The 23,767-nt window shown below is 55.2% G+C and carries 21 protein-coding genes; 15 read left to right on the top strand and 6 right to left on the bottom strand.

All coding sequences use genetic code 11. The features are described from left to right. Positions 1-1,206 carry a cysteine desulfurase CsdA gene (gene csdA / locus RCF31_RS17375; protein WP_416411814.1) on the bottom strand — a complete coding sequence of 402 codons (1,206 nt, stop codon included), beginning with the start codon at positions 1,204-1,206 and terminating at the stop codon, positions 1-3. Between the two features lie 211 nt (positions 1,207-1,417). On the opposite strand from csdA, the gene RCF31_RS17380 reads away from it, so the two are divergent. From RCF31_RS17380 to rlmM, 4 genes are all read left to right on the top strand, one after another. Continuing rightward, on the top strand, positions 1,418-1,642 hold the full coding sequence (locus RCF31_RS17380) for a YgdI/YgdR family lipoprotein (RefSeq protein WP_013510266.1): 225 nt from the start codon (positions 1,418-1,420) through the stop codon (positions 1,640-1,642). Between the two features lie 336 nt (positions 1,643-1,978). Then, positions 1,979-2,896 carry a transcriptional regulator GcvA gene (locus tag RCF31_RS17385; protein ID WP_084876498.1) on the top strand — a complete coding sequence of 306 codons (918 nt, stop codon included), beginning with the start codon at positions 1,979-1,981 and terminating at the stop codon, positions 2,894-2,896. A gap of 50 nt (positions 2,897-2,946) precedes the next feature. After that, on the top strand, positions 2,947-3,342 hold the full coding sequence (locus tag RCF31_RS17390; RefSeq protein WP_208716287.1) for a DUF423 domain-containing protein: 396 nt from the start codon (positions 2,947-2,949) through the stop codon (positions 3,340-3,342). Further along, positions 3,335-4,435 carry a 23S rRNA (cytidine(2498)-2'-O)-methyltransferase RlmM gene (rlmM, locus tag RCF31_RS17395; protein WP_416411815.1) on the top strand — a complete coding sequence of 367 codons (1,101 nt, stop codon included), beginning with the start codon at positions 3,335-3,337 and terminating at the stop codon, positions 4,433-4,435. Before RCF31_RS17390 ends, rlmM begins: the two co-directional genes overlap by 8 nt. Positions 4,436-4,500: 65 nt before the next feature. Here the strand turns inward: rlmM and xni are convergent, their stop codons facing one another. The 3 genes from xni to queF form a co-directional block, all read right to left on the bottom strand. Then, positions 4,501-5,259, bottom strand: a complete 759-nt coding sequence (gene xni, locus RCF31_RS17400; RefSeq protein ID WP_416411816.1) for a flap endonuclease Xni — start codon at positions 5,257-5,259, stop codon at positions 4,501-4,503. A gap of 35 nt (positions 5,260-5,294) precedes the next feature. After that, the gene (gene ppnN / locus RCF31_RS17405) at positions 5,295-6,659 is read right to left on the bottom strand and encodes a nucleotide 5'-monophosphate nucleosidase PpnN (RefSeq protein ID WP_084876493.1); all 1,365 of its coding nucleotides are present in this window, start codon (positions 6,657-6,659) and stop codon (positions 5,295-5,297) included. A gap of 186 nt (positions 6,660-6,845) precedes the next feature. Further along, the gene (gene queF, locus RCF31_RS17410; protein WP_313686511.1) at positions 6,846-7,691 is read right to left on the bottom strand and encodes an NADPH-dependent 7-cyano-7-deazaguanine reductase QueF; all 846 of its coding nucleotides are present in this window, start codon (positions 7,689-7,691) and stop codon (positions 6,846-6,848) included. Between the two features lie 62 nt (positions 7,692-7,753). Between queF and syd the strand changes: the two genes are divergently transcribed. The 4 genes from syd (at position 7,754) to RCF31_RS17430 (ending at position 10,459) form a co-directional block, all read left to right on the top strand. Beyond that, entirely contained in the window at positions 7,754-8,302 is a 549-nt protein-coding gene (gene syd / locus RCF31_RS17415) for a SecY-interacting protein (protein ID WP_416411817.1), read from the top strand. 589 nt (positions 8,303-8,891) lie between these two features. Then, positions 8,892-9,221 carry a YqcC family protein gene (locus RCF31_RS17420; RefSeq protein ID WP_299460267.1) on the top strand — a complete coding sequence of 110 codons (330 nt, stop codon included), beginning with the start codon at positions 8,892-8,894 and terminating at the stop codon, positions 9,219-9,221. After that, complete coding sequence (gene truC, locus RCF31_RS17425) at positions 9,221-10,000, top strand: tRNA pseudouridine(65) synthase TruC (RefSeq protein WP_416411818.1); 780 nt, start codon at positions 9,221-9,223, stop codon at positions 9,998-10,000. The genes RCF31_RS17420 and truC overlap by 1 nt, the downstream gene beginning before the upstream one ends. A 12-nt stretch (positions 10,001-10,012) precedes the next feature. Further along, positions 10,013-10,459, top strand: a complete 447-nt coding sequence (locus tag RCF31_RS17430; RefSeq protein ID WP_299460273.1) for a flavodoxin — start codon at positions 10,013-10,015, stop codon at positions 10,457-10,459. A 43-nt stretch (positions 10,460-10,502) separates the two neighbouring features. On the opposite strand, the gene garD is transcribed toward RCF31_RS17430, so the two are convergent. After that, positions 10,503-12,062: a galactarate dehydratase gene (gene garD, locus RCF31_RS17435; protein ID WP_310615796.1), complete on the bottom strand. Its 1,560-nt coding sequence runs from the start codon at positions 12,060-12,062 to the stop codon at positions 10,503-10,505. Between the two features lie 511 nt (positions 12,063-12,573). Between garD and RCF31_RS17440 the strand changes: the two genes are divergently transcribed. The 6 genes from RCF31_RS17440 (at position 12,574) to RCF31_RS17465 (ending at position 19,545) form a co-directional block, all read left to right on the top strand. Then, positions 12,574-13,920 (top strand): MFS transporter, encoded by a 1,347-nt coding sequence (locus RCF31_RS17440; protein ID WP_299460278.1) that lies wholly within the window; start codon positions 12,574-12,576, stop codon positions 13,918-13,920. A gap of 9 nt (positions 13,921-13,929) precedes the next feature. Further along, positions 13,930-15,276, top strand: a complete 1,347-nt coding sequence (locus tag RCF31_RS17445) for an enolase C-terminal domain-like protein (RefSeq protein ID WP_416411819.1) — start codon at positions 13,930-13,932, stop codon at positions 15,274-15,276. Positions 15,277-15,286: 10 nt separating this feature from the next. After that, the gene (gene gudD / locus RCF31_RS17450) at positions 15,287-16,618 is read left to right on the top strand and encodes a glucarate dehydratase (RefSeq protein ID WP_416411820.1); all 1,332 of its coding nucleotides are present in this window, start codon (positions 15,287-15,289) and stop codon (positions 16,616-16,618) included. A 25-nt stretch (positions 16,619-16,643) separates the two neighbouring features. Then, on the top strand, positions 16,644-17,414 hold the full coding sequence (garL, locus tag RCF31_RS17455; RefSeq protein ID WP_299460287.1) for a 2-dehydro-3-deoxyglucarate aldolase: 771 nt from the start codon (positions 16,644-16,646) through the stop codon (positions 17,412-17,414). Positions 17,415-17,434: 20 nt separating this feature from the next. Then, on the top strand, positions 17,435-18,319 hold the full coding sequence (gene garR / locus RCF31_RS17460; RefSeq protein WP_084876482.1) for a 2-hydroxy-3-oxopropionate reductase: 885 nt from the start codon (positions 17,435-17,437) through the stop codon (positions 18,317-18,319). Between the two features lie 86 nt (positions 18,320-18,405). Next, on the top strand, positions 18,406-19,545 hold the full coding sequence (locus RCF31_RS17465; RefSeq protein ID WP_416411821.1) for a glycerate kinase: 1,140 nt from the start codon (positions 18,406-18,408) through the stop codon (positions 19,543-19,545). A gap of 90 nt (positions 19,546-19,635) precedes the next feature. Here RCF31_RS17465 and barA read toward each other — a convergent pair whose 3' ends face one another. Then, entirely contained in the window at positions 19,636-22,359 is a 2,724-nt protein-coding gene (gene barA / locus RCF31_RS17470; RefSeq protein ID WP_416411822.1) for a two-component sensor histidine kinase BarA, read from the bottom strand. A gap of 80 nt (positions 22,360-22,439) precedes the next feature. Between barA and rlmD the strand changes: the two genes are divergently transcribed. Further along, entirely contained in the window at positions 22,440-23,756 is a 1,317-nt protein-coding gene (gene rlmD, locus RCF31_RS17475) for a 23S rRNA (uracil(1939)-C(5))-methyltransferase RlmD (protein WP_299460299.1), read from the top strand. Positions 23,757-23,767 lie beyond the last annotated feature (11 nt).

Raw genomic sequence — 23,767 nt, forward strand, 5'->3', positions numbered from 1 at the left:
TTACTCACTCAGTAATTCCACAACGCTGTGCATGGCACGCACCAGCGCGTCCACGTCCTGTAAATTATTATAGGGGGCGAATGAGACGCGCAGTGTGCCGCTGACCCCCAGCGCCGCCATCAGTGGCTGAGCACAGTGCTGACCCGCGCGCAGGGCGATGCCGTGTTCTGCCAGCAGCGTGACGATATCGCTGTGGTGGATACCCGCGATATCAAATGCCAGCAGGCTGCTGCTGCCACAGCGAAAACTGCGAAAACCGGGCAGGGCGCTCAGCTGTTCTTCCGCCAGGCTTGCCAGCTGCTGGCTCCACATTTCCATCTTTTCCGCGTTGTGCTGGCTTAGCCAGTGCAGGGCAGCGCTGAGACCAATCACCCCTGCGACGTTAGGTGTGCCAGCCTCAAAGCGCCATGGCACCGGCTGTGGCGTGAAACCGTTAAAATCCACCTGTGTTAACATCTTACCGCCGCCCTGCCAGGGTGACATGGCTTCCAGCAGTTCTGCCTTGCCATACAGCACGCCGATGCCCATCGGGCCATAGAGTTTATGACCCGAGAACGCGTAAAAATCGATATCCAGTGCCTGAACATCAGGTGCACAATGCACCACGCCCTGGGCACCATCCACCATCACTTTGGCACCCACGTTATGTGCCAGCCGAATTGCCTGCGCCAGATCCGGGCAACCGCCGGTGACATTCGACATCTGACCTATCGCCAGCAACCGGGTGCGTGCATTCAATAATCCGGGCAACTGCTGTATGTCGGGCAGACGATCCGCGCCCAGCGGCCATTTCACCACTTTGGCACCTTTCGCTTCTGCCACCATCAGCCACGGCACCAGATTGGCGTGATGTTCCGCTTCGCTGACAACGATTTCATCGCCGGGTTGCAGGCGCGAAGACAGCCAGCTGTTTGCCACCAGATTGATGGCTTCCGTGGTGCCGCGCGTCCAGATGATCTGGCGATCGTCTGCGGCATTTAGCCAGCGGGCGACGAGACCTCGTGCCTGCTCGTATTGTTCGGTCAGGGCGCGCGCGGCTGCAAACTGGCTGCGATGTACGGTTCCGGCGCTCAGGGAATAGAACTGCTGAGTGGCCTCAATCACCGCCTGTGGCTTCAGGGCGGTGGCGGCACTGTCGAGATAAACTCCAGCATCGGCCAGAGCTGGAAACTGCTGGCGAAAAGCGGAAGGTGTAAAAATAGTCATATCCGGCCTGTTGTGATGAATTTAGGACCAGACTGAAAGTCGGTCTGTTACCTGGCAAAGCTGGAAAAGTGCGTTATGCTAATTATTGCAAGGTTTAAACCAAAACCCGCATTTAGAATCGACCTTCACCAGTCGATTTCACTTTTTTAAGCTGCCTCTGTTCAGCGTCTCGCGGGTGGTTTGATGCAATCAATCTGCAAGGAGATAGAAAATGAAAAAACTCGCCGCAGTGCTGGCCGTATGTACCATGGCCTTTACCCTGGCCGCCTGTTCAAGCAATTACGTGATGCATACCAATGATGGTCGCACCATTGTTGCTTCAGGCAAACCCAAAGTTGACGATGATACCGGTATGATCAGCTATAAAGATGCCAATGGCAACCAGCAGCAGATTAACCGCTCAGATGTCAAAGAGATGGTTGAGATGGGCCAGTAAGTGACAGATAAAAAAAAGCACCGCAATTTGCGGTGCTATGTAAAATCACTATGGACAGACAGGGTAAATCTACAGGAATTAAAAGTTTGATCTGCAATCGTCAGATCAAAATGCAAACACAACATCACGACCACAAGCCAAAAGCTCTCCAGAAGTCTGCGAATTAACGCACGTTTCCAGAAATCTTTTCGTTCCGGCTCAGGAAGTGCGGCAACTATAGGTATTTGCTGGAGCTTCCTCAACGGACAATTTATAATGTCTCGGATTAATAAAACTAATACCTGACAACTTCTCATAAGTTGCTGTATTACTCTGTTGACCCGGATACGGAAAACCATGTCAAAACGCCTTCCCCCGCTCAATGCTTTACGCGTCTTCGATGCGGCGGCACGTCATTTGAGCTTCACTAAAGCTGCTGAAGAGCTGTTTGTTACCCAGGCAGCTGTAAGTCATCAGATTAAATCTCTGGAAGATTTTCTCGGTCTTAAGCTGTTTCGCCGGAGGAATCGTTCGCTTTTGCTGACTGAAGAAGGGCAAAGCTACTATCTGGATATTAAGGAGATTTTCTCCGCACTGAACGATGCGACGCGTAAACTCCAGGCGCGTAGCGCCAAAGGCGCATTGACCGTGAGCCTGCTGCCAAGTTTCGCGATTCAATGGCTGGTGCCACGTCTTTCCAGCTTTAATACAGCTTATCCGGGCATCGATGTGCGTATTCAGGCCGTCGATCGTGATGAAGAGAAACTGGCGGACGATGTGGATGTGGCGATTTTCTATGGTCGCGGTAACTGGCCAGGGTTGCGGGTGGAAAAACTTTACGCCGAATATTTGTTGCCGGTTTGCTCGCCACTGCTGCTGACAGGCGACCATCCATTGAAATCACCGGCTGATTTAGCGCACTTTACGCTGCTGCATGATGCTTCGCGGCGGGACTGGCAATCTTATACGCGTCAGCTAGGCTTGCAGCACATTAATGTGCAGCAGGGCCCGATTTTCAGCCACAGCGCCATGGTGTTACAGGCAGCTATTCACGGCCAGGGCGTCGCGCTGGCCAATAATGTGATGGCGCAAAGTGAAATCGAAGCCGGTCGTCTGGTCTGTCCTTTTAATGACGTACTGGTCAGTAAAAATGCTTTTTATCTGGTTTGTCATGACAGCCAGGCAGAACTGGGTAAAATAGCCGCCTTTCGACAGTGGATCCTGGCCAAAGCCGCAACCGAACAAGAGAAGTTTCGTTTTCGTTACGATCACTAACGCGTTGATTGTTGCACAGTGACGTGCGTATACACTCTGAGGATTGTTAGATGTCCAGTCGTGCCATGTTTATTTTTGCAGCCATCAGCGGCTTCACGCTGGTGGCTTTTGGTGCTTTTGGTGCCCATGTGCTGAGCAAATCTCTCGGCCCAGCCGAGATGGCGTGGATTCATACCGGCCTTGAGTATCAGGCGTATCATACGCTGGCGATTATTGGTCTTGCCTCGGCGATGTTACGTCGTGCCAATATCTGGTTTTACTGGAGCAGCGCCGCACTGGCGCTCGGTACCGTTTTATTCAGCGGCAGCCTCTATTGTCTGGCGCTGTCGCACCTGAAGTTTTGGGTATTTATCACGCCAGTCGGTGGCCTTGGCTTCCTGATTGGTTGGTTTTTGATGTTGATTGGCGCACTGCGTCTGAAACGAAAGGCAGAACGCCATGAATAAAGTTTTACTCTATTGCCGTCCCGGCTTTGAGAAAGAGTGTGCAGCAGAGATCAGTGCTAAGGCTGCGGAGCGCGAAATCTATGGTTTCCCGCGCGTCAAAGATGATGCGGGTTATGTGTTGTTCGAGTGCTATCAGCAAGAAGATGCGGAAAAACTGATCAGTCAGCTGCCTTTTGCGGAACTGATTTTCGCCCGTCAGATGGTGGTGGTCGGTGAACTGCTGCGTGACCTGTCGCCGGACGATCGTATTTCCCCGATTGTCGGAATGTTGATGGGCGTGGTAGAAAAGGGCGGTGAGCTGCGGGTGGAGGTACCGGACACCAATGAAGCGAAAGAGCTGACCAAGTTCTGTCGTAAATTTACCGTACCGCTGCGTGCCAGCCTGCGTGAAAATCGTATTTTGCTCAATTATGAAAGCCCGAAACGTCCGGTGGTCCATGTGTTCTTTATTGCGCCGGGCACATGCTATGTTGGCTATTCATTACCGCAAAATAACTCCCCATTCTATATGGGCATTCCGCGTCTCAAATTCCCGTCAGATGCGCCCAGCCGCTCCACTCTGAAGCTGGAAGAGGCGTTTCACGTCTTTATCCCGGCAGACGAATGGGATGAGCGTCTGGCCAGCGGCATGTGGGCGGTGGACCTGGGGGCTTGTCCAGGCGGATGGACCTATCAGCTGGTCCAGCGCAGCATGATGGTCTACGCGGTGGATAACGGCCCCATGGCTCCCAGCCTGATGGATACCGGACAGGTGACGCACTGCCGGGAAGATGGTTTTCGCTTCCGGCCACCACGTAGCAATATCAGCTGGCTGGTGTGCGATATGGTGGAAAAACCGGTGCGCGTTGCCAGCCTGATGAGCGAATGGCTGGTAAATGGCTGGTGCCGTGAAGCGATCTTTAACCTCAAGCTACCCATGAAAAAACGCTATGAGGAAGTGACGCAAAATCTGGCGATGATCGATGCCACCCTGAAAGAGCAGGGCATCAACGCCCAGATTCAGGCGCGCCAGCTTTATCACGATCGAGAAGAAGTCACGGTACATGTGCGCCGGATTTGGGCGGCAGTGGGTGGGCGTCGCGACGAGAGATAATCTGCCACGCATGTTGTCGCGGCGCGATAAATCGCGCCGCGACGCATTCGTGTAAATGAACCACCTTATTGATGGTTATACCGCAGGGTGTTCAGATTGCCCTGCAAAACCAGATCGCGCTTCAGGGTGGCAACCTGGCGGCAAATCTCTGCCATTTCACGATGCGTCTGCAATTTTCCCTGCCACTTCGACGGTACCTGATCCCACTGCTGATAAATCGCTTCCAGCGAGCCAAACTGCAACAGTAATTCGCGTGCGCTCTTTGGTCCGATTCCGACCACACCTGGAATTTTGCTGCTGCTGATGCCGCATAGTCCCCAGTAATCCACCAATTGCGCAGGAGCTACGCCAAATTCCTGTTCAATAAAAGGCACATCCAGCCAGCGTTTCTGAAAGTAATCACGGATACGGATGTTAGGTGCCAGTAGCTGGCAGTAACCTTTGTCAGTCGAGACAATGGTTGCCTGATGTCCAGCATCTGCCATCTTTACTGCCAGTGTGGCGGCCAGATCATCGGCCTCATCCTGATCGGCAATCCAGCAACTGACGCCCGCCGCCTGAAATGCCTGCTGAATAGCGGGCATTTCCCGCTGTAAATCTTCCGGCATCGGAGGGCGACCGGCTTTATAGTCCGGCAGCAACGTATGACGCCAGCCAGGCTGACGCTCCGCACTGTCAAACACCGCCACGACGTGGGTAGGCTGGGTATGGCCCAGTAACTGATGTAACGCAGCCACGCAGGCATCGCGGCATGGCGAGCCCTGAACGGCATGCAAACGACGGATCAGGTTCAGGGCATCAACAATAAGAAGGTGTAAAGACATGATGATAGCGGCAGCCCGCAGGCTGCCTTCCTGAGTTATTTGATGATTTCGTAGCAGGGGATGTAAGCGGTGCCCGGCAGCTTCATGCGATGCTGGGCCACGAAGCCCTGTAACAGTTCATCCATACGATGCATGATGTCTGGATCGCCGTGAAGTTTATACGGTCCTTTTTCCCGGATTTCGCGAATGCCCACTTCTTTCACGTTACCGGCGACAATACCCGAGAAAGCCCGACGCAGGTCCGCTGCCAGTTTTTCTGCGGGTTGGTTGGTATACAGATTCAGGTTAGCCATGTTTTCGTGGGTTGGCAGGAACGGCAGTTGCAGGTCCGGCACGATACGAATGGACCAGTTAAAGCTGTAAGCATCGCCGGTTTCACGACGATATTCCTTCACTTGCGGCATGGCTTTTTTCATCAGACGCGCCACTTCTGCGGCATCATCAATGATGATTTTGTAATGTTTACGCGCGGTTTCGCCCAGCGTGCTGACAATAAAATCATCCAGAACGCGGAAATAATCGGCGCTTTCCTGCGGACCGGTCAGGATCAGAGGCAGCACCTGATCGTTGTTTTGCGGATTCATCAGAATGCCCAGCAGATACAACAACTCTTCTGCGGTACCGACACCACCCGGGAAAATCACGATGCCGTGTGCGATACGCACAAAGGCTTCGAGGCGTTTTTCGATATCCGGCATGATGATCAGTTCATTGACCAGCGGATTCGGTGGCTCAGCGGCAATGATGGACGGTTCGGTCAGGCCAATAAAACGGCTGTCGCGGTAGCGTTGTTGGGCATGGCCGACGGCGGCACCTTTCATTGGCGCTTCCATCACGCCGGGTCCACAGCCGGTACAGATGTTCAGCTCACGCAAACCCAGTTGCGTACCCACGTTACGGCAATACTGATATTCCACCGCGTTAATGGAGTGACCACCCCAGCACACCACGGTATTCGGGTATTCACCTACATGCAGCGCGCGGGCGTTGCGCAGAATCGAAAAGACCAGGTTGGTGATGTGGGCTGAATCGTCTGCATCCAGGTTCTGGAAACGTTCTGCCGCAGAAAGTTGCCCGTTTACAAACAGGATGTCGCGTAATACGGCAAACAGGTTGGCCTGCAATGAGCGGATGATACGACCATCGACAAATGCGTCTTCGGGTGGGTTGATCAGTTCGAGTTTAACGCCACGCTCGCGACGCAATACGTTGATATCAAAGCTTTCGAAGCGGGAAAGCAGTTCATGACTACTGTCGGTCTGACTACCAGAATTGAGCACCGCGAGTGAACAGTTACGAAACAGCTGGTACAGGTCGCTGCTGGCGGTGCGCTTCAGCATATCGACTTCCAACTGGGAAAGCAGATCCATGGAGCCAAGAGGGCTAATGTGAGTAATCAAGAGAACTCCTTTACACGCAAGTGCGTGACTGATGACGCTATGCCTGACTCGCTGGGCACAGTGACGATTATCCCTGGTCGCGTATGCTTTATTGCCCGCGCCTTCGACAGAGTAGCCTTGTCCGCGGGGAATGCTCAAGTGGAACCGCGCATCCGTGCTGCGGCCTGCGAGGCGTCTCGCAATCTGTTACTGGCGTACCAGACGGGAATAGCCCGGGGAGAAAGGAACGTTGCTGCGCCACGGATTGATATCCAGACCCCCGCGGCGTGTGTAGCGCGCGTAGACGGTTAAGGCTTCTGGCTGGCAAAAGCGTTGAATATCATTGAAAATACGCTCGACACACTGCTCGTGGAACTCGTTGTGCTGGCGGAATGAGACCAGATAGCGCAGCAAGGCCTCACGATCGATGCGTGGCCCTTTATAGCGAATCATCACGGAACCCCAGTCGGGTTGATGGGTGATCAGGCAGTTCGATTTCAGAACATGGCTGACCAGCGTTTCTTCGATGATGTCGTTGCCTGCGGCCTGGGCGAGATGTTCAGCATTAAAAGCGTAATCGCGGATTTCAATATCCTGTTCGTCGATGACCTCACCGTTAAAATGGCCGATGGGCTGACCTTCGATTTCACTGATGCGGAACAATGCTACGCTCACCTCACCTTCGGCACAGGCGCTGAGATCGCGCTCAAGCGTTTGGCGGACGTCACCCCAGTCGGCAAAAACCGTCTGATTAAAACTGTTAAGATAGAGTTTAAAACTCTTTGACTCGATAAGGTTGCGGCTCGCGGCGTTGAGGACCACTTCACCCACCGCCACCTGCGGTACACCTTTGCTGTTAAGCCAGGAAAGTTCGTAAAGCGTCCAGATATCTGCACCGTGAAACGGCAGATTATCGGGAAACAGCCCCAGCGGTTCGCGATTCAGACTGCGCGGCACCGCCTGCAGCAGTGAATTGTCGTAATGATCGACATACGCTGTGGGTTTACCCAAGGTCAGGCTACTTAATACCTGATCCTGTTGTTCAGTAGACATAACGGTTACCACTAAAATCCATCAAAGGGGTTAAGTGTAACCTATCAGAAGCGAGAAGATGAATGATGCAGCAAACCGCGGATGCTTTGCGCGATTTTACCGACCGTTATTGTGCGCAATGGCGTCAGAACACCGGGCATTTACCTGCGAGCAGCGAATTGTTGGGTGTTCCTTCTCCCTGCATCCAGACCACGCTGGATGATCGGGTATTGTGGCAACCACAGCCGTTTACCTTACCGGCTACACTTGCCGCTGTTGAGTGCGCGCTGGATATCGAGCTTCAGCCAGCGATTACCGCTTTTTATACCACGCAGTTTGCGGGTGATATGGCTGCGCGTTTTCAGCAGCAATCCATTACCTTGTTACAGGTGTGGAGTGAAGAGGATTTCACACGGCTGCAGGAGAATTTAATTGGTCATCTGGTGATGAAACGTCGCCTGAAGCAAAGTCCGACATTATTTATCGCCACCACCGATTCTGAGCAGGATGTCATTTCACTGTGTAATCTTACCGGTGAAGTTATTCTGGAGCATCCTGGCAGTAAAAAACGGCAGATACTGTCCTCTGAAATTCAGATGTTTCTTAATGAATTACAACCGGTTAGCGACTGATTTGCAGACTTTGGCCTGCCGTTTTGTGAGAGATCTCTTACGTGGTGTGTGAGAGATCGGCAAATTTTACTGAAGACTTCCGGACGGCAGGCTTGTAAAAATATTGTGAATCATGAGTTTATGGCAACTGTCCTAAAATAAAAAGATAACGGGCTGAGGTAACGGTCCTTAGTACCTTGTTAACGCGATAGTTTCTGCCAGAATAGTCACCACTGGCAGGAAGCCATGGATTAAGTGATGCTCAGGAGAGCATCAGCCAGGAAGGCGGGAACGTAACGGAGTTTGCGTCACAAGGAAGGCTTCAGGACGAAGCAGGACACTCAGGATTGAGTAAGGGACACCTCCAGGATGGAGAATGAGAGCCACGCGGGATGTGGCGGGCCAGGATGCTAAGGACCAATGTCATGATGACAAGCGATGGATAGCACGGGAAAAGTTGTCATGGATGAGCAGGGAGCACAGCGGTGGCGGGAATGCTGCAAACGAACCGGGAGCACTGTAGTCACAGTGCTCCCTTTTTTTATGCGTTTTTTGAGCATGGCCCGACAAGTGATATGCTTGCCGCCCGATTTTTCTCTGGAGGTGGCGCATGTCGTCGCAACAACTTATTTTGCAGCGGCTGCAGCAGGTCGAAGCGGTGATGCGCGAGCACGACCACTGGCAGACGCAATGCCCTGATGAGGCAGCTTTTGCCAGCACACAACCCTTCTGTCTGGATACACTGGCACCGCTTGAGTGGCTGCAATGGGTGCTAATCCCCCGTATGCAGGCGTTAATTGCCGCTGATGCGCCGTTGCCGCAAAACTTTGCTGTCGCGCACTATTTTGAAATGGCGCTCCCTCCCACTACACCGGGCCATCCGATGCTATTGCTGACGCTAAGCCAGCTCGACGCCTTATTTGCGGAACCTTCTGCCTGATGCTGGAAATTATTTACCAGGATGAGTGGCTGGTGGCCGTCAATAAACCTGCGGGATGGTTGGTGCACCGCAGCTGGCTCGATCGCAAAGAAAAAGTGGTGGTGATGCAGACGGTGCGCGACCAGATTGGTCAGCATGTCTTTACTGCTCACCGGCTGGATCGTCCCACCTCCGGCGTATTGCTGATGGGGTTGTCGAGTGAGGTGGGCCGGTTGCTATCGCAGCAATTTGAGCAGCACCAAATCCGCAAAACCTACCATGCAGTGTTGCGAGGCTGGCTGAGCGAAAGCGGTACGTTGGATTATCCGTTGGTGGAAGAACTGGATAAAATTGCCGATAAATTCGCCACAGAACCGCGTGAGCCGCAACCGGCGCTGACCGATTATCAGCTACTTGCGCATGTCGAGATGCCGGTGGCGATTAGCCGTTACGCCACCTCGCGCTATAGCCTGGTGGAGATGCAACCGCGCACCGGACGTAAACATCAGCTTCGTCGCCATATGGCGCACCTGCGTCATCCTATCATTGGCGATACCACCCACGGCGATTTGCGTCAGAACCGTGGTGCAGCGACGCATTTTGGTATGGATCGTCTGATGCTGCATGCCAGCGCACTGAGCCTCAATCATCCGGTAACGGGTGAGCCGCTGGTGATCCGCGCCGGGCTGGATACGGTCTGGCAGCAGATGCTGCAGCAGTTTGGCTGGCAGGAGCAGATGCCTGATGTTCCCAGGGTTGAGTTTGCCGACGAGGCAGTCCAGGATAAGCCAACAGAATAAAGGAGCAGCACAATGGCAAAGATTGGCATTTTTGTAGGTACGGTATACGGCAATGCGTTGCTGGTGGCGGAAGAAGCAGAGCCGGTGTTGCAGGCGCAGGGCCATGAGGTCAAAGTCTTTGAAGATCCTTCACTGGCGCAGTGGCAGGATTACCAACAGGATGTGGTGCTGATTATCACCTCAACCACCGGCCAGGGTGATTTCCCTGACAGTATCGCCGGGCTGTATCACGCGGTAAAAGATCAGCTCGGCTATCAGCCGGAGCTGCGTTATGGCGTGATTGCGCTGGGTGACAGTAGCTACGATAACTTCTGCGGTGCAGGTAAGACATTTGATGCCCTGTTGCAGGAGCAGAGTGCCAAACGCATCGGCGACGTCTTAACGGTGGATGCGACAGAAGACCCGGAGCCGGAATCCGTCACTACGCCGTGGGTGGAAAGCTGGGGTAAGTTGCTGTAATAAAAAAGGTCGCCAACAATGGCGACCTTATGCACTCGCTAAATCACGTCACTGGCGCTGGATTAAACACCGCCAGCTGATTGCGGATCCCCCAGCGGTCTGACCATGTTTGCTTGCGTCCGCTGGCAATATCCAGAATCAGTTCAAACAGTCGCCAGCCAACCTGTTCAATACTTTCCTCGCCGGTGGCAATGGTGCCCGCGTTAATATCCATCAGGTCATGCCAGCGCTCAGCCAGTGCGTTGCGCGTTGCCATCTTGATAACCGGAATCGCCGCCAGGCCATAAGGGGTACCGCGGCCGGTGGTGAACACCTGCAAGGTAATGCCCGAGGCCATCTGCTGCGTACCACAGACAAAGTCGCTGGCGGGTGTCGCGGCATAGATCAAACCGCGTTTAGTCGGACGCTGGCCGGGCGACAAAACCTCAACTATTGGGCTGCGGCCGGATTTTGCAATCGAACCCAGCGCTTTCTCCACCACATTGGCCAGTCCGCCTTTTTTATTGCCGGGAGAAGGATTGGCGCTACGGTCGGTTTGTCCCATGCTCAGATAGTTGTCATACCAGGCCATCTCTTCCAGCAGTCGTTTACCTACCGCCTCATCAACGACGCGTGGCGTCAGCAGATGGATGGCATCGCGCACTTCGGTGACTTCAGAAAACATCACCGTCGCACCACAACGCACCAGCAGGTCAGAAGCAAACCCCACGGATGGATTGGCGGTGACGCCGGAAAACGCATCGCTGCCGCCACACTGCGTACCTATCACCAGTTCTGATGCCGGGCAGGTTTCGCGCTGGCGTTGATTAAGCCGTTTCAGATGGCGTTCGGCAACCTGCAAAATCTCATCCACCATCGCGCCAAAGCCCACCAGCCGTTCATCCTGCAAACGCACAATATCGTTGTCATCCAGTGAGATGGCCTGAACATCGGGCGTGCCGGTCAGCAGACGTTCTGGCTGGAGTTTCTCGCAACCGAGGCTAACGATCATCACTTCGCCGCCAAAATTGGGGTTCAGCGCCAGGTTATGAATGGTACGAATCGGCACCACGGCTGCCGGAGCGTTAATCGCCACGCCGCAGCCGTAAAGGTGGTTGAGCGCCACTACACCATCGACATTGGGATAACGGGGCAGAAGGTCACGTTCGATAATCTGCACCACATAATCCACCACCCCGGCAACGCAATGCACGCTGGTGGTAATGCCAAGTAAGTTACGCGTCCCCACGCTGCCATCGGCATTGCGATAACCTTCGAAGGTATAACCTTCCAGTGGGGGTAAATTCGCCGGGACATTGTTTGCCAGCGGCAGGCTGGCAAGCGGTGGTGCTTCCGGCAGCGCCACCAGGGATTCGTCGATCCAGCTGCCCTGGGCAATGGCGCGCAAGGCATAGCCGATGACTTCACCGTAACGCACAATCTCGCCCTGCTCAGGGATAGCCACCAGCGCCACTTTATGGCCCTGAGGCACATGCTCAATCAGTTGCAGGCCATCTGCAAAGCGGGTGCCAGCCGGCAGCCCCTGGTTATTGACCACAATGGCGACATTGTCGCTATCGTGTACTTTGATATAAAGCGGTTTCTCGCTCACAGGTCGGTTCATTACTCACCTTCCGTTCAATCGCGCTGTGCGTGGCAGCGCGGTGTCATTGATTGCTTCCGTCACTTCATCGTTTTTTTGCCAGCCTTAGTATATGCAGGGGTATTGCGCGATACATTGTGCAACTGACTGGCTTTCAGTGATTTTATTGCTTCAATTTGGGTCGTTTAACCAAACACAAGTGAAGGGACTCACAAAGCATGACTAAGCTGTGCATTAATTAACCGCTATGGGGTGGAATTTGACAGTTCCGTGAGCCACGCCGCAGCGTTATGTGCAAACGCCATAAAATACGTCCACATGTCGTTAAATCATCAGGCTTTCATCCAGTGTTTCGCTTTCCCGCTGTTCCTATACTGACTCTCGTTATCCAACGTTAGGTTATGAGTCACGACGCATCATCGTATTGCCCATAAAAAAATCGCCGTGTTTAACCCAACATCATTCTGATACCCAACGCGATGTGTATGCAGTCAGAGTGAATGTAGCGTCTGCTATATTTCAGGAGTGCATCATGAATAGTTTTAGCCAGACAGCGGAAGCGGTGCAAAAGCGCACCAATGCCCGTTACTGGATTGTGGTGATGTTATTTATCGTCACCTCATTCAACTACGGCGACCGTGCAACCATCTCGATTGCCGGTTCTGCTATGTCCAAAGATATTGGCCTCGACTCGGTGGGTCTGGGGTATATCTTCTCCGCGTTCTCATGGGCTTATGTTATCGGCCAAATCCCTGGCGGCTGGTTGCTCGACCGCTTTGGTTCGAAACGCGTTTACTTCTGGAGCATCTTTACCTGGTCGCTGTTTACCTTCCTGCAAGGCTTCGTTGATCTGTTCAGCGGCTTTGGCATTATCGCTTCGCTGTTTATGCTGCGTTTCCTGGTGGGTCTGGCGGAAGCGCCTTCCTTCCCCGGCAACAGCCGCATTGTGGCTGCGTGGTTTCCGGCGCAGGAGCGCGGCACCGCAGTGGCTATCTTTAACTCCGCCCAATACTTTGCCACGGTGATTTTCGCGCCAATTATGGGCTGGCTGACCTCCGAAGTGGGCTGGGCGCATGTGTTCTGGTTCATGGGTGGGCTGGGCATCATCCTTAGCTTTATCTGGCTGAAGGTGATTCACGATCCAAACGATCATCCAGGCGTGAATAAAGCCGAGCTGGAATATATGGAGCAGGGCGGCGCACTGATCAATATGGACGCGAAAAAGTCCGAACATAAGGTCAGCTGGAGCGAGAAGTTCTATCAAATCAAACAACTGCTGACCTCCCGGATGATGCTGGGTATCTACCTCGGCCAGTACTGCGTCAACGCGCTGACCTACTTCTTTATTACCTGGTTCCCGGTTTATCTGGTGCAGGCGCGCGGGATGTCAATTCTCAAGGCGGGGATTGTCGCGTCGATTCCGGCGATATGCGGTTTCCTCGGCGGCGTACTCGGTGGGGTGATCTCGGATTACCTGATGCGCAAAACCGGCTCCCTGAATATTGCCCGTAAGACTCCGATTGTGGTTGGCATGCTGATGTCGATCAGCATGGTGATGTGTAACTACGTCAATACCGAATGGGTGGTGGTATTTGTGATGGCGCTGGCCTTCTTTGGTAAAGGCATCGGTGCACTGGGCTGGGCGGTGATGGCGGATACCGCACCGAAAGAAATCAGTGGCCTGAGCGGCGGTCTGTTCAACATGTTCGGTAACTTCTCCGGGATTGTGACGCCGATTGCCATTGGCTACATCATTGCCACCAGCGGTTCGTTCGAATGGGCGCTGATTTATGTCGGTATCCACGCCTTCGTCGCCGCGTTCAGTTTCCTGGTGATTGCCGGGGATATCAAACGTATCGAATTGAAACATCGGGCATAAGGACAGAGCATGAATACGCAAAGTACGCCGGTGATTACTGATATGCAGGTGATCCCGGTTGCCGGTTACGACAGCATGTTGCTCAACATCGGGGGCGCGCACAGCGCCTGTTTCACCCGCAACATCGTGGTGCTGACGGACAGCGCCGGGCATACCGGCGTCGGTGAAGCGCCAGGCGGCGAAACCATTTATCAGACGCTGGTTGAGGCCATTCCGCAGGTGAAAGGCCAGCAGGTGGCACGTATGAACCGGCTGGTGCAGCAGGTGCATAAAGGTAATCAGACCGCTGATTTTGATACCTTTGGCAAAGGCGCGTGGACCTTCGAACTGCGTGTCAATGCGGTGGCCGCGCTGGAAGCTGCGTTGCTTGATTTGCTGGGGCAATGCCTCGGCGTCCCGGTGGCGGAACTGCTCGGTCCCGGCCAGCAGCGTGATGAAGTAACGGTGCTGGGATACCTGTTCTATATCGGCGATCGGCGTAAAACCGATTTGCCTTACCTGAGCGGCGCAGGGGCCAGCCATGACTGGTATCACCTGCGGCATCAGGAGGCGCTGACCCCCGAAGCGGTGGTGCGTCTGGCTGAAGCGGCGCAGGATAAATACGGCTTTAAAGATTTCAAACTGAAGGGTGGCGTGCTGCCGGGCGAACAGGAAATTGCTTCAGCGGCGGCATTGAAAAAACGCTTCCCGGATGCGCGCATCACGGTCGATCCCAACGGGGCCTGGCTGCTCGACGAGGCGATTGGCCTGTGTAAAGGCATGGGAGATGTGCTGACTTATGCGGAAGACCCGTGCGGTGCCGAGCAGGGCTATTCCGGTCGTGAAGTGATGGCGGAGTTCCGCCGTGCCACCGGTTTGCCGGTCGCCACCAATATGATCGCCACCAACTGGCGCGAGATGAACCACGCGGTGATGCTCAATTCCGTCGATATCCCGCTGGCCGATCCGCATTTCTGGACGCTGAGCGGGGCTGTGCGCGTCGCGCAATTATGTGACGACTGGGGCCTGACCTGGGGCTGCCACTCCAATAACCATTTCGACATTTCACTGGCGATGTTCACCCATGTGGGCGCAGCGGCACCGGGTAAACCGACTGCCATCGATACCCACTGGATCTGGCAGGAGGGCGACCAGCGCCTGACCAAAGAACCGCTGCAAATCCGCAACGGCAAAATCGCTGTACCGGATAAGCCTGGTCTCGGCATTGAGCTGGACTGGGATCGTCTGCAACAGGCTAACGCGTTGTACAAATCTCTGCCGGCAGGCGCGCGTAATGACGCCACGGCAATGCAATATCTGGTTCCCGGTTGGTCGTTCGACCGTAAGCGTCCGGCCTTCGGTCGCAGCAAAGCATAAGGAGCAGGAAATGAGTCAGACACCGAAAATCACATCCATGCAGGTCATCCCGGTGGCCGGTTACGACAGCATGCTGCTCAACCTGAGCGGTGCGCATGCGCCGTTCTTCACCCGTAACATCGTCATCATCAAAGACAATGCGGGTCATACCGGGGTTGGGGAGATTCCGGGCGGCGAAAAAATTCGTCAGACGCTGGAAGATGCAGCGGCGCTGGTGGTGCAGAAAAACATTGGTGAATACAAAAACATTCTCAATCTGGTGCGCAGCACCTTTGCCGACCGCGATTCCAGCGGGCGTGGCTCTCAGACTTTTGACCTGCGCACCACTATCCATGTGGTGACCGGCATCGAAGCGGCGCTGCTTGATCTGCTGGGCCAGCACCTCGGCGTTAATGTGGCGTCGCTGCTGGGAGAAGGTCAGCAGCGTGACCGCGTAGAAATGCTCGGCTATCTGTTCTACGTCGGTGACCGCCGGAAAACCTCGCTGCCGTATCAGAGCCAGGAAAACGATAAATGCGACTGGTATCGCCTGCGCCATGAAGAGGCGTTAACGCCGGACACGGTGGTACGTCTGGCGGAAGCCGCCTATGAAAAATACGGCTTCAATGATTTCAAACTAAAAGGTGGCGTGCTGCGTGGCGGTGAAGAGGCCGAGGCGGTCACCGCGCTGGCGAAACGCTTCCCGCAGGCGCGTATTACGCTCGATCCTAACGGTGCCTGGTCGCTGAACGAAGCCATCCTGCTGGGTAAACAGCTGAACGGGATACTGGCTTATGCCGAAGATCCCTGTGGTGCTGAGCAGGGTTACTCAGGCCGTGAGGTGATGGCGGAGTTCCGTCGCGCCACTGGCTTGCCGACCGCCACCAATATGATCGCCACCGACTGGCGTCAGATGGGACATACCCTGTCGCTGCAATCAGTGGATATCCCGCTGGCCGATCCGCATTTCTGGACCATGCAGGGTTCAGTACGCGTGGCGCAGATGTGCCATGACTTTGGCCTGACCTGGGGTTCGCACTCCAATAACCATTTTGACGTATCACTGGCGATGTTCACCCATGTGGCCGCCGCTGCGCCGGGCGCGATTACCGCCATCGATACCCACTGGATCTGGCAGGAAGGCAATCAGCGCCTGACCAAAGAACCGTTGCAGATCAAAGGTGGCATGGTGCAGGTACCGCAGAAACCGGGTCTCGGCGTAGAGCTGGATATGGATCAGGTGATGCAGGCTAATGCGCTGTATCAGAAACACGGTCTGGGTGCGCGTGATGACGCCCAGGCGATGCAATTCCTTGTGCCCAACTGGACCTTTGATAACAAACGTCCATGTCTGGTGCGCTAATTTTTCCGTTACAGGAGTCAAGATAATGAGTAATACAGCCTGGCCGAATGCTTTTCGTCGCCGCTTGCTGGCAGGAGAAACCCTGATTGGTAGCTGGTGTGCGCTGGCCAATCCGATCACCACTGAAGTGCTGGGCCTGGCAGGATTTGACTGGCTGGTGCTGGATGGCGAACACGCCCCGAACGACATCACCACCTTCATTCCGCAACTGATGGCGCTGAAGGGCAGCCACAGCGCGCCAGTGGTCCGTCCGCCGTGCAACGAGCCGATCATCATCAAACGCCTGCTGGATATTGGTTTTTATAACTTCCTGATCCCGTTCGTGGAAACCGCCGAAGAGGCAACGCGTGCCGTGGCGTCAACCCGCTATCCGGCTGCCGGTATTCGCGGTGTCTCGGTTTCGCATCGTAGCAACATGTACGGCACGCTGCCGGACTATAACGCCACCATCAACGACAACATCACGGTGCTGGTGCAGATCGAATCCCAGCAAGCGGTAGACAACATTGATGCGATTGCCGCCGTTGAGGGCGTGGACGGCATCTTTGTCGGCCCGGGTGATCTCTCAGCCGCGCTGGGCTATCTCGGCCAGCCTGCCCACCCGGAAGTACTGAAAGTCATCAAATACATTTTTGAGCGCGCCAAAGCAGCCGGTAAGCCGAGCGGCATTCTGGCTCCGGTTGAAGCGGACGCGCGTCGTTATCTGGAATGGGGAGCCAGCTTTGTTGCCGTCGGCAGCGATCTGGGTGTTTTCCGCAACGCCACACAGGCGCTGTGCGACAAATTTAAGAAGTAACTGACTAAAGGGCAAACGTCATGAAAATTGGATTTATCGGCCTCGGCATCATGGGCAAACCGATGAGTAAAAACCTGCTGAAAGCGGGTTATTCGCTGGTGGTACGTGACAACAACGCGACCAGCGAAGCTGAATTGATTGAGCTGGGCGCAACCAGCGCGAAGACGGCAAAAGAAGTGGCGCAGCAGGTTGATGTGGTGATCACCATGGTGCCGAACTCGCCGCAGGTGAAAGAAGTGTGCCTGGGCGAAAATGGCATCATCGATGGTGCCAAACCGGGCCTGATCGTCATCGACATGAGTTCTATCGCGCCGCTGGCCAGCCGTGAAGTGCACGCTGCGCTGGCAGAGAAAGGCATCAAAATGCTGGATGCGCCAGTCAGCGGTGGCGAGCCGAAAGCCATCGAAGGTACGTTGTCGGTGATGGTGGGCGGTGATAAAGCGGTGTTTGACCAATGCTACGACATCATGAAAGCGATGGCGGGTTCAGTGGTGCACACCGGTGAGATTGGCGCGGGCAACGTGACCAAGCTGGCGAATCAGGTGATTGTGGCGCTGAATATTGCCGCGATGTCTGAAGCGTTGTCGCTGGCAACTAAAGCGGGCGTGGACCCGGAGCTGGTTTATCAGGCGATTCGTGGCGGGCTGGCAGGCAGCACGGTACTGGATGCGAAAGCGCCGATGGTGCTGGATCGTAACTTCAAACCCGGCTTCCGTATCGATCTGCATATCAAGGATCTGGCCAATGCGCTGGATACTTCGCATGGTATCGGTGCACATCTGCCGCTCACCGCTGCGGTGATGGAGATGATGCAGGCGCTGAAGGTCGATGGTCTGGGTACGGCCGACCACAGCGCGCTGGCCTGCTATTATGAAAAATTAGCGAAAGTTGAGATCACCCGGTAACTCGCACGTCCGGTATCTGCTGATACCGGACGGCCTGGTTGCCTTAGCAGGACGGATTTCCGTCATCAACCGCGCTCGGATTGCCTATGAAAATCGTAATCGCACCGGATTCATATAAAGAGAGTTTATCCGCCCTGGAAGTGGCTTCAGCGATTGAAGCGGGATTCCGCGACATCTTCCCTGAAGCTGACTACGTAAAAATACCGGTCGCCGACGGTGGGGAAGGCACGGTAGAAGCGATGGTGGCGGCAACGCAGGGAAGCATTGTCAGGCTGACGGTCACCGGACCGCTGGGAGAGCCTGTTGATGCGTTCTACGGTTTATCTGGCGACACGCGTACCGCGTTTATTGAGATGGCTGCCGCCAGTGGCCTGGAGCGGGTTCCTGCGTCACGCCGCGACCCGCTGATCACCACCTCATTTGGTACTGGAGAACTGATTAAAAACGCGCTGGACAGAGGGGTGGGTCACATCATCATTGGTATTGGCGGCAGCGCCACCAACGACGGTGGATCCGGCATGATGCAGGCGCTAGGCGCTCGTCTGCTGGATAATCAGGGCCACGAAATTGCCTACGGCGGGGGAGCGTTGCCGCAGCTGGCGCGAATTGAAATCGATCGTTTAGATGCGCGCATCCGACAGTGTCGTTTTGAAGTGGCCTGCGATGTCACCAACCCGCTGACCGGCGAAAAAGGTGCCTCGGCGATTTTTGGCCCGCAGAAGGGGGCGACGCCGGAGCTGGTTGAGCAGCTGGATCAGGCGCTGGCGCACTATGCCGACATTATCCATCGTGATCTGGATATTGATGTGCTGCATATCGCGGGTGGCGGCGCGGCGGGGGGGATGGGGGCAGCTCTGCACGCTTTTTGCCAGGCCGAGTTACGGCGCGGTATAGAAATCGTCACCGAAGCGCTGGGCTTAGCCGAACAAGTGCAGGATGCCGACCTGGTGATTACCGGGGAAGGGCGCATCGACAGCCAGACCATCAACGGTAAGGTGCCCATCGGTGTCGCGCAGGTGGCGAAACAGTTTAATAAGCCGGTGATTGGCATTGCGGGCAGCCTGACGGCCGATGTCGGTGTGGTGCATGAACACGGGCTGGATGCGGTGTTTAGCGTTCTGTTTGGTATCTGTACGCTGGAGGAGGCGTTGGCAAACGCCGCACAAAACGTACGCATGACGGCACGTAATGTGGCGGCGACCCTTAAGGCAGGAAAAAGTCTGTAACTGCCTGTAGCGGCGCGATTTATCGCGCGGAATTTTCCTGCATCGCGCAGAGGATTGCGCGATAAATCGCGCCGCTACGGGTGCCGGGTTTTATCCCAGCAATAATTTGCGTGCCTCGCGGGCCACATTCTCCATTTCGTCGCTCAGTTCCAGCAGTTCCGGCTCCAGCGCGGCGATATCACTCTCCTGATGCAGGCTCTTTTCCAGTTGCTGGCACAGCGCCTTCAGGCGCGGTACGCCGCTGTAACTGGCGCTGCCGTGTAACTTGTGAATAATTTCCCGCAGTCCGGTCACGTCATTGTTTTCCATGCAACCTTCCACGCGCTCAGCCACGTCCGGCAGGAAATCCAGCAGCATCTGCAACAAATCGCGCGCCAGGTCTTCCTTGTTTGCCGCCTGGCGTAATGCCAGCGCCCAGTCCAGCGACGGGGCCAGCGCAGGAGCCGGGGTAACGGGCACGCTTTGCGGGGTATAACGCCGCAGCAGCTGGCTAAGCTTGTCTTCATCGATCGGTTTCGCCAGATAATCGTTCATACCGGCATTGATCAACTGCTCACGTTCACCATCCAGCGCATGGGCGGTGACTGCCACGATCGGTGTTGATGCGTGCAGCGGCAGGCTGCGGATAATTTCACTGGCGCGGATACCGTCAATCTCCGGCATCTGAATATCCATCAGAATCACATCCAGCGCGTGGGTGCGCGCCTGGCGGATGGCCTGTTCGGCGTTATCGCACAAAATAATGTGTTCAACCTGCTCCTCAAGCAGTGCGCCGATCAGCTTCAGATTGGCCGGATTGTCATCTACCGCCATCACCGTCAGCGGCTGGCGGCTGCGGTGTGGTACCGCTTCGCGCTGGCGACTATGAAAATCGAGCAGCATTGGCAACAGCCGTGTCAGTGACACCGGTTTGGTGAGGCAACCTGCGATACCACGCTTACGCAGCTCGTCGGCATGCAGCATCATTTCGCTGGGCAATGCCAGCAGCACCGAATCAGCGCGGCTTAGCAAATGGTTAATCATCTCATCGGGCATGACGGGCGTAGTTTTAGCCGACACCGGCAGACCCATCAGCAGCAGTGGGAAGTGCTCATCCCCCAGTGCCTCAAGGCTTTCGACGTGATGGACCTGCAACGGTGTGCCGCTCAGCATCTCCAGCACCGCTTTCGCCACCGCCGGATGCGGTTCCACGTAGGCTAACTGTGATGGGCGCAAATCCTCCAGCGCGCGCGGCAGGGAAGGGGCGTTGGGATTGAGATCGAGCTGAATATGCACCCAAAAGGTGGACCCCTGCCCCTGACGGCTGTGGAAGGCAATTTCGCCCCCCATCTCGTGTACCAGTTTCTGGGTAATCACCAGTCCCAGTCCGGTGCCGCCGTGGCGGCGTGAAATGCTGGCATCGGCCTGACGGAACGCCTGGAACAGTTGTGTCTGCTGTTCCCCGGAGATACCGATGCCGGTATCGTGTACCTGGATTTCCAGCGCAACGCGGGTGGCATTGGCGTTGCGCAGCTCGACACGCAGGTCAATATGGCCCTGCTCGGTAAACTTGATGGCGTTGCCGATCAGGTTGATCAGAATCTGTTGCAGACGCAGCGGATCGCCAATCACGTTGTCCGGCACCTGTTTTTCCAGGCAGACGGTGATTTCCAGCCCCTTCTCGTGTGCCGAGGGAGCCAGCAGCACCAGGGTTTCATCCAGCGTTGCGCGCAGCGGGAAGGGGATGGATTCCAGCACCAGTTTTCCCGCTTCCAGTTTGGAGAAGTCGAGCACGTCATTAATGATGCTCAGCAGGTTCGCGGCCGAGCGCTCGATGGTGCTCATATAATCGCGCTGGTTGGTGCTCAGACCGGTTTTCAGCATCTGGCGGGTAAAGCCAATCACTCCGTTCAACGGCGTGCGCAGCTCGTGCGACATATTGGCGAGGAACTCGGATTTGATGCGTGCCGCCTCCTGGGCGCGTTTCTTCGCCAGATCCAGTTCTACGTTCTGAATCTCCAGCTGTTCCAGCGTTTCACGCAGATCGTAGGTGGCCTGATCGATATTCTGCTGCATCTCTTCATGGTACGCGGTCAGCGACATGGCCATGGCGTTGATACCATTCTTCAGAATACTGAGTTCACCCAACATGTAACCTTCGACGCGGCTATCGAGCTGGCCACGACGGATGCGGTCAACGGTGGTGACCATATTACGAATCGGGCCGGTGACATCGCGCATCAGGCGATAGGCAAACAGCATCGCGATGCACAGGCAAAACAGCAGCAGCAGGGTGGCGACAAACACCTCTTTGTATTGCTCAAGGCGCACCGATTGCAGATCCAGCTCAATCGCCACATAACCCAGCGGATTCCCGGCAGGTTTAGCGTCTTCTCCGGGCAATTCATCCACCGAATAACGTTCCGCGACGATAGGGGTGCGCAGCACCATCAGATTGCCACGGCGTTCCACCGAGACCCCGTCTTCCAGCGTGGAGATATCCTCCTTCTGCAACAGGCTGAGGTTTTGATTGTTATTCGAGGTGACGTAGATGTGATTGTTGTTGTCGAAAACCGTAATCGCACGGACAATATCGGAATGTCGCCGATGCAGCAGGCTGACCAGTTCGCGAATCGCATCACGATTGTGCCAGGTCATGCCGTATTCGGCGGAAACTGCCAGCGGCTCGATAATATTCGCCCCCGCGTCGCGCACCTGATGCTGTAACTCGTTATAACGATGAACCACAAAAAAAGTACTGAGCAACAGGCCGATCATCAGCGTGGGTGCCAGTATCAAAATCATCATTCGCGCCCGCAGGCTGTATTTGGTCATAATTAAGGCCTGGCGGCTCCTGGCAAGTTTATCCCTGTGCAAACTGCACAACCCAATCAGAATAGAGAATTTACAACACTATGGCGCAATTTTACTCCGCAAAACAGCGGGTGACGACAAAGCAACGCATTACCGTCACCATTGAAGACCTTGATCCTTTTGGACAAGGTGTGGCGCGCCATAATGGTAAAGCGATGTTTGTCAGCGGCGCACTGCCGGGTGAGCAGGCAGAAGTCACGGTAGTGGAAGATAAACGTCAGTTCGCCAGAGCGAAAGCGACGCGCATCAGCCACCCCAGTACAGAACGCGTGACGCCGCGCTGCCCGCACTTTGGCGTTTGTGGCGGGTGTCAGCAGCAGCACGTCTCCGTCGCGCTCCAGCAGCAGAGTAAAGCCAAAGCGCTGGCACGCATGCTGAGCCGCGATGCGCCTTTGCCGGTGTCGGTCGATGAGATCATCAGCGGCCCCGACTGGGGGTATCGCCGCCGTGCCCGCCTGGGATTGCAGTGGCAGCCGAAGCAACAACGCTTGCAGATGGGGTTCCGTAAAGCCGCCAGTAACGACCTGGTGGAGTTAACCCAGTGCCCCATTCTGGCGCCCGACCTTGAAGCGTTGCTGACGCCGTTGCACTGTTGCCTGAGCACATTAAATGCGGTGAAGCGGCTGGGCCATGTTGAGCTGGTGCTGGCGGATAATGGCCCGATGATGGTGCTGCGCCATCTTGATGCATTGTCCGCAACGGATCGTGCAAAACTGGAACGTTTTTCGCATGAACATGATTTGATGCTGTTTCTCGCCGATGGCAGCGATGATCTGACGGCCCTGAGCGCCAGCGAGCCGTATTATCAGTCGTTCAACCTGAAGCTGACCTTCAGTCCGCAGGATTTCATTCAGGTCAATGATGCGGTGAATCAGCAAATGGTGGCAAAAGCCATCGACTGGCTCGATTTACAGCCGCATGACCGGGTGCTGGATTTGTTTTGCGGTATGGGTAACTTTACGCTTCCTGTAGGAAAGTTCGTAGAAAATGCCGTGGGTGTGGAGGGCGTTGCAGCATTAGTACGGCAGGCAGCGTATAATGCAGACCTGAATAATCTGAAAAATGTCCGCTTTTTCCAGCACAACCTGGAGGAAGATGTTGCGCGCCAGGCATGGGCTGCGCAGGGATTTAATAAGGTGTTACTGGATCCGGCGCGAGCCGGGGCGGCAGCTGTGATGTCGCACATTGTTAAACTTGCGCCGGAACGCGTGGTCTATGTTTCCTGTAACCCAACGACACTTGCCCGCGACAGTCAGACATTACTGTCAGCAGGCTACCATTTGGAAAGGGTCGCGATGCTGGATATGTTCCCTCATACCGGTCATCTCGAATCCATGGTGCTGTTCAGCAAAACATAAGCGACATTCAT

The sequence above is a fragment of the Pantoea sp. App145 genome, from assembly GCF_047947045.1.
Lineage (GTDB): Bacteria > Pseudomonadota > Gammaproteobacteria > Enterobacterales > Enterobacteriaceae > Pantoea.

Coding starts and splice junctions, on each gene's coding strand:
- csdA (WP_416411814.1), bottom strand. CDS start 1,206: ATGACTATTTTTACACCTTCCGCTTTTCGCCAGCAGTTTCCAGCTCTG.
- RCF31_RS17380 (WP_013510266.1), top strand. CDS start 1,418: ATGAAAAAACTCGCCGCAGTGCTGGCCGTATGTACCATGGCCTTTACC.
- RCF31_RS17385 (WP_084876498.1), top strand. CDS start 1,979: ATGTCAAAACGCCTTCCCCCGCTCAATGCTTTACGCGTCTTCGATGCG.
- RCF31_RS17390 (WP_208716287.1), top strand. CDS start 2,947: ATGTCCAGTCGTGCCATGTTTATTTTTGCAGCCATCAGCGGCTTCACG.
- rlmM (WP_416411815.1), top strand. CDS start 3,335: ATGAATAAAGTTTTACTCTATTGCCGTCCCGGCTTTGAGAAAGAGTGT.
- xni (WP_416411816.1), bottom strand. CDS start 5,259: ATGTCTTTACACCTTCTTATTGTTGATGCCCTGAACCTGATCCGTCGT.
- queF (WP_313686511.1), bottom strand. CDS start 7,691: ATGTCTACTGAACAACAGGATCAGGTATTAAGTAGCCTGACCTTGGGT.
- syd (WP_416411817.1), top strand. CDS start 7,754: ATGATGCAGCAAACCGCGGATGCTTTGCGCGATTTTACCGACCGTTAT.
- RCF31_RS17420 (WP_299460267.1), top strand. CDS start 8,892: ATGTCGTCGCAACAACTTATTTTGCAGCGGCTGCAGCAGGTCGAAGCG.
- truC (WP_416411818.1), top strand. CDS start 9,221: ATGCTGGAAATTATTTACCAGGATGAGTGGCTGGTGGCCGTCAATAAA.
- RCF31_RS17430 (WP_299460273.1), top strand. CDS start 10,013: ATGGCAAAGATTGGCATTTTTGTAGGTACGGTATACGGCAATGCGTTG.
- garD (WP_310615796.1), bottom strand. CDS start 12,062: ATGAACCGACCTGTGAGCGAGAAACCGCTTTATATCAAAGTACACGAT.
- RCF31_RS17440 (WP_299460278.1), top strand. CDS start 12,574: ATGAATAGTTTTAGCCAGACAGCGGAAGCGGTGCAAAAGCGCACCAAT.
- RCF31_RS17445 (WP_416411819.1), top strand. CDS start 13,930: ATGAATACGCAAAGTACGCCGGTGATTACTGATATGCAGGTGATCCCG.
- gudD (WP_416411820.1), top strand. CDS start 15,287: ATGAGTCAGACACCGAAAATCACATCCATGCAGGTCATCCCGGTGGCC.
- garL (WP_299460287.1), top strand. CDS start 16,644: ATGAGTAATACAGCCTGGCCGAATGCTTTTCGTCGCCGCTTGCTGGCA.
- garR (WP_084876482.1), top strand. CDS start 17,435: ATGAAAATTGGATTTATCGGCCTCGGCATCATGGGCAAACCGATGAGT.
- RCF31_RS17465 (WP_416411821.1), top strand. CDS start 18,406: ATGAAAATCGTAATCGCACCGGATTCATATAAAGAGAGTTTATCCGCC.
- barA (WP_416411822.1), bottom strand. CDS start 22,359: ATGACCAAATACAGCCTGCGGGCGCGAATGATGATTTTGATACTGGCA.
- rlmD (WP_299460299.1), top strand. CDS start 22,440: ATGGCGCAATTTTACTCCGCAAAACAGCGGGTGACGACAAAGCAACGC.